The organism is Streptomyces sp. NPDC093546 (assembly GCF_044765045.1).
In the GTDB taxonomy this organism is placed as follows: domain Bacteria; phylum Actinomycetota; class Actinomycetes; order Streptomycetales; family Streptomycetaceae; genus Streptomyces.
The window spans coordinates 1-5,215 of the sequence record NZ_JBIWJG010000034.1 but is presented as its reverse complement, the minus strand read 5'-3'; the positions used below and the strand labels follow the sequence as shown (position 1 = coordinate 5,215).

The 5,215-nt window shown below is 70.3% G+C and carries 4 protein-coding genes and 2 pseudogenes; 5 read left to right on the top strand and 1 reads right to left on the bottom strand.

Annotated features, from left to right (window positions below):
- The 3 genes and pseudogenes from ACIRNI_RS31925 to ACIRNI_RS31915 form a co-directional block, all read left to right on the top strand.
- The coding region (locus ACIRNI_RS31925) for a helicase associated domain-containing protein (RefSeq protein ID WP_403556876.1) at positions 1-212 on the top strand (212 nt) is incomplete at its 5' end.
- A gap of 1,784 nt (positions 213-1,996) precedes the next feature.
- Positions 1,997-2,494, top strand: coding sequence for a hypothetical protein (locus ACIRNI_RS31920; RefSeq protein WP_403556874.1), 498 nt, complete (start codon positions 1,997-1,999; stop codon positions 2,492-2,494).
- Between the two features lie 98 nt (positions 2,495-2,592).
- Positions 2,593-2,779: pseudogene (locus tag ACIRNI_RS31915) on the top strand (hypothetical protein); the annotation flags it as partial.
- Between the two features lie 135 nt (positions 2,780-2,914).
- Here ACIRNI_RS31915 and ACIRNI_RS31910 read toward each other — a convergent pair.
- Positions 2,915-3,031: pseudogene (locus ACIRNI_RS31910) on the bottom strand (transposase); the annotation flags it as partial.
- Between the two features lie 161 nt (positions 3,032-3,192).
- On the opposite strand from ACIRNI_RS31910, the gene ACIRNI_RS31905 reads away from it, so the two are divergent.
- Together ACIRNI_RS31905 and ACIRNI_RS31900 are read left to right on the top strand one after the other, a co-directional pair.
- Entirely contained in the window at positions 3,193-3,603 is a 411-nt protein-coding gene (locus ACIRNI_RS31905; RefSeq protein ID WP_403556872.1) for a hypothetical protein, read from the top strand.
- A 571-nt stretch (positions 3,604-4,174) separates the two neighbouring features.
- A protein-coding gene (locus tag ACIRNI_RS31900) for an IS5 family transposase (protein ID WP_403556870.1) occupies positions 4,175-5,106 on the top strand; the annotation gives its coding sequence in 2 pieces (ribosomal slippage) (positions 4,175-4,508 and positions 4,508-5,106; 933 coding nt in all).
- Positions 5,107-5,215 lie beyond the last annotated feature (109 nt).

Here is a 5,215-nt window from a genome sequence, read left to right as displayed (position 1 = left end):
AGCGGGGCCTGACCGCCCTCACGCAGTGGGTCGAACGGGCGGGGCAGCGGCCCGTCCCGCGCGGCGCTGTCGTGGAGATCGAGGTCGACGGCAAGACAGAACCGGTGACCGTCAAGCTCGGCGTATGGATCTCCAACACCAAAAGCCGCCGCGACAAGCTCACCCAGGAACAGCTCGACGCCCTACGGGAACTCGGCATGCAGTGGGCATGACACCGGCCTTCGGCCGACCGTTGTCCTGGGCAGACGAAAACGCGCCCAGGTCCCCGCCGGCTACTGGTGGCACGTCCTCGCTGCAGTGCGGCCTCGGCGCGCGGCGACACCGTACGACGACCCCAGCGCGAAGCGGAGCCGCCCGCGAGCGCGGCCGTACAACGACCCCGGCCAGCGGCCGTACGGCGACGCGGCCGCCGTACGAAGCAGCGAAACGGCGGGGGGCAGGCGTACGACCACGGGCGGCGCCACCCTGGTACGGAGCGCGCGGCGGGGGCCCGCCCGAAGGGCGGCGGGGCGGCGGGCGGACCTCGACGTCACAGCGGGGCGTGGAACGGCGGAGGCGGGCACGGCACGCACGGCGCAGCGGCGTCGCGGCAGCAGCACGGGCGGGCGCGCCCGCGAACGGCCCCAACGCACAGCGGAGGCGGCGACTTCGGTCAGCGGCCGTACGGCGGCCGGCACGGCGGCACGGCGCGACCCGACGGCGGACGGCGGGAACGGCAACCCCAGCCCGGCGCGGGCGGTCGATGACCGGCCCGAGCGCACGGCGGAGGCGGCACCGTACCGCGCGCGGCGGCCCGTCCGGACGGCGGCGGGCCGATCGGGCAACAGCCCAAGGGGTAGACAGCGACCACACGGCGACCCGGAGCGGAGCGGCCACCGGCCCGAGCACGCAGCGGCCCGGCCGTACGACGGCACGGGCGTGCAGGCGACGACCGTACGACGACCCCAGCGCGGCCCGGTAGAGGCGAACCTCGGCCAGCGACCGGTCCAGGCGCGAAGCGGAGCGGCCCGGCGCGGCGGCGGAGCGGCGTGCGGCGATGGCGGACAGCCGTACGGGGCGAAGCGGACGCGGGCCGGTCGGGCAACAGCCCAGCGGCAGGGGCGGGCAACAGCCCAGGGGGAGGCGGTGGGGCGGCACGGCGCGGCCCCGGCACGCACGGCGGCGGGCGCGGGGACGGCGGGCAGCGGACGGCGGAGCGGGGAGTGGAGCGGCGGAGCGGGGAGTGGAGCGGCGGGGTGCGGCCGTACGGCCGGAACGTCGGCGAACAGCGACCGTACGACGACCCCAGCGGCGACCGGTCGGCGGCTCCGGCGTGGAGCGGAGCGGCACGCAGCGGTGGCGGACAGACGACGCGGGCCGGCCGTACAGCGACCCCGGCCAACCGCCGTACGACGGAGCGCGACCCCGGCACGCGCGGTACGGCGGCGGCGCGGCAGCAGCACGGGCGGGCGCGGCCGCGACCGGCCCCAACGCACAGGGGGCCGCGGCGAACGGATCCCGGCGACGCGGATACGGCGAGCGCGGCGGCGACCGCACGGGCGGAGCGGCGATGGACGGCGACAGGACGGCCCGCCCCGGGAGCTGCGGCCGTGCAGCCGGCGGCGGGCGGCGGGTACAGCGAGCGCGTAACGCCGGTCGGACCGCGGGCCGGGGCGGTGAGCGCGCGGCGGCGGCGGCGGGCGGTCGGCGCGGCGAACGGCCCAGACGCCGCGGCGGGCGGCAAGCGGCCTGGCCCCGGCACGGCCCCGCGGAGCGGCGAACGGCAGCCGTACGAAGGCGCCTGCCGTCACGCCCCGCTCAGCCGTACGGCGAGCGCGGAGCGCGGTGGAGACGGCGACCGTACGACGACCCCAGCGCGGCGCGGCGGTTCGGCAGACCGCCGACCGGCCTGAACGCGCGGCCGCGCGCAGCGGCCCGGGCGCGGGACGGGGACGAGACGCCCACCCTCTTGACTCCGAAGGAGCCCGAGGCCCCGGACGGCTCGGACCCGGCGATCGTGGAGATCCTCAAGCGGCTGAAGAACCGCGCCACAGGTGCGACACGGCGTGCCATGCAGGAGTTGCGCCAGACGGGTTTGGCGGCAGAAGGCGCGCTCTCCAAGCAGTTTCTGGAGTCGCTGGACATCGCCAGCCCCTTGCGCCGGAGCTACGCCGAGTTGTTCTCCGCGACCAACGCTGCTCTCGCCAAGACCCTGGCCGACCTATATCCGAAGCCGGACTTCGCCGACCTGAACCGAAGTCTGGTCGAACACCTCAGGCCGCAGGTCGATCTTACTGCCGCCCTGCGAAGCAGCTTCGCCGATGCTCTGCCCAAGCTCGACATCGCCGGCATGTTGCCGCGCTTCGACTTCAGCGTCCTCCCCGCAGGGCTGGATGACGACGGCAAAGAGAACGAGGATGGCGAAGTCAGCGGTCAGATGTCCTTCGAAGATGTTGTCGACGATAGACACGACGGCGAGGAGGGTGGCGCAGCCCCCGACCACGGCGAGGACTGATCCCACAACGCGAGCTGCTCCTGGCTCGCCGCCCTGGTGGGATGACCACGGCAGGAAGGCGCCTCGGTCGTCAGCCCTCTCCGCGTGGTACGAGGCCACGCCGGCTCGTCGACCGCGGCCTGCTGGTCGACCTGAGCACGAACCCCAGACGGGACGCTGCACCACCCCGGCCAGGTCGCGGAGGTCTGCCGGCGCGAGGGCCTGGTGGACCTGGTCGTCGCCGACACCCCGCTCGGTCCGGAGCAGGCCGCCGCTCGTCTTCGGGGGCGCAGGGTCGAGTTCGACTAGGACTTGTCCGGCCGATCATGTAGCTGCTCCGCGCCGGACTCGTTGATGCGGGCATGGGGCGGGCGATTTGACGGATGCTGACCCGGCATCATGCCGGACCGCCCACGACCGTGATCGGCCGGACAGCTCCACACCGGTCCGCACCCGGTGCAGGATCCCGTCGATCACCTGGCGGTGATCCCGCCACCGCCCACGACGCCCGTCGCTGACCGGCAGGAACGGCCGCAGCCGCTCCCACTCCGCATCCATCACCCCGCCCCATGCCCATATCAACGGCTCAGAGGTGGAGCGGTCACATGACCGGACAGACAAGCCCTAGATAAAGGGATAATATAGCGGTATGACCCGGTTTCGGATGGCGAGTGGCGTCTCAGGCCGGGCAGTTCGCCTCATGGAAAGGAGCAGATGAAATGGCAACAACAACGGGCGACATATCAACGCCAGTCGGTTCGTCGCATCTCCTCCAAGCGACCAGAGACGAGCGTGGAGTGGTAGTACCAGAGGAACACAAGCTTTCTGCGCCCGCCGAAAAATTGGAGAGGATTGGCGGAAACATCGTTTCGATCCACTATGCGATGGGTCACTGGACTTCCGCTGGGCTAGGGTCACATGTAACCACCGATCCCATCCCCAGCGCGCGTCGGGACAGCCAGATAGCGGTATCGATCACCGAACTCGACCCAAGTGGTAACCCATTCATTGCCGCTGCTGGTATGGCGGTTTACAACGTCGTACCGCTGGTCGGGGAAGTAACCGTCCATTGGTGGGTGGGCTGGAACTCGCCATTGCACATCCGACTCAACTACATAGTCGTCAACTAGGTCCTGTCCGGTCGATCACCGCTGGTGGACGCTTCGAGGCGTGCGAGCAGCGATGGCAGCGTTCTTCGTCAGGCCGTCCTGGGCCACTTGTGGCCGCGCCCGGGTGAGACAGGCCTCCTCCGCACGACTTCTGGTTAGGGCTGACAGACACTCAAGAAGGTCCACCGCGTTATCCAACGAAACCTCATCGCCCGGCTCGGAGGCGATCTCAGCCCACGCAACGGCTGTGGCTCGGAGTTGATCCCTTCGCGCACTGGCCAAAGCCGTGCACAGCGGCTCCGGAACAGCGAAGACGGTGAAGCCGTCGTTGGCCAGGGGCACTACATCTCGGACCAGGCTCTCCGCGCCCGTCAGCAAGGTCTCCCACCTCAGAACCGCGTCACCTGGATAGATGCCGTCGCAAGGCACGGCAGCAAAATCGTGACTCTTGCGAGGGCCTACCCGCACTGCGGACTCATCGTCTCTGGCGAGGAAGAACTCACCTACAAGCACCATCCGCCGATCCTTGCATGGCCCGGCAGACGGGAGTCCGTTCAAGTAACTGCTCCGCTCCCGGGGCGTTAGTGCGGGCATGGGACGGGGTGACCTGACAGATGCCGAGTGGGAACGTCTGCGGCCGCTTCTGCCAGTCAGTAACGGGCGTTGTGGCCGGTGGCGGGACCACCGGCAGGTGATCGACGGAATTCTGCACCGAGTGCGGACAGGTGTGCAGTGGCGTGACCTGCCGGAACGGTTCGGGCCGTGGAAGACGGTCTATGAACGTCACCGGCAGTGGTCCGCCGACGGCACCTGGGAACGTCTGCTCCAGCAGGTCCAGGCCCAGGCCGACACGGCAGGCAAGATCGACTGGGACATCTCGGTCGACTCCACCGTTGTCCGCGCGCATCAGCATGCGGCTGGCGCCCGCACCGATCCGCCGCCGCCTCCCAGCGCAAAGGGGGTCGGACCGATAGAACACCAGGACGAAACTCCGTGGCAGAGCCTGGTCGCCCGCCTGGTGGAGGTGGTGCTGGAGGTGAGGGCCTGGGCCGCTCGCGCGGCGGCTTCACCAGCAAGCTCCACCTGAGTGCGGACGGCCGCTGCCGGCCGCTGTCCCTGATCGTCACGCCAGGACAGCGGGCCGACTGCACTCAGCTCGGGCCAGTGCTGGAGAAGATCCGCGTCCCGCGGATCGGACCTGGCAGGCCCCGTAAGAAGCCAGCCGGTCTCGCGGCTGACAAGGCATACAGCAACGGTCTGTGCCGTGAGTACCTGCGACAACGGGGCATCCGGCACACCATCCCGGAGAAGACCGACAGCCAGGCCGCCCGCCTGCGCAAAGGTTCACGCGGCGGACGACCACCTCGCTTCGACGAAGAGCGGTACAAGAAGCGCAACACCGTCGAACGGGCGATCAACCGCCTGAAACAGTCCCGGGCGATCGCCACTCGCTACGACAAACGCGGCTACGTCTTCCTCGGCACCGCCACAGCAGCCAGCCTCGTCATCTGGCTACGAACTTGATCGACCGGACAAGTCCTAGTAGTGCTTCGTTAGGTTCTGCCCTGTCTGCGGCGGCTTCGTTGGGCGGGTAGAGGTCGTCCGCAGGTGGTGCAGGTACCGGTCCAGCACC

Bases quoted from the DNA above. Each gene is read 5' to 3' on its own strand.
- ACIRNI_RS31905 (WP_403556872.1), top strand. From the start codon at position 3,193: ATGGCAACAACAACGGGCGACATATCAACGCCAGTCGGTTCGTCGCAT.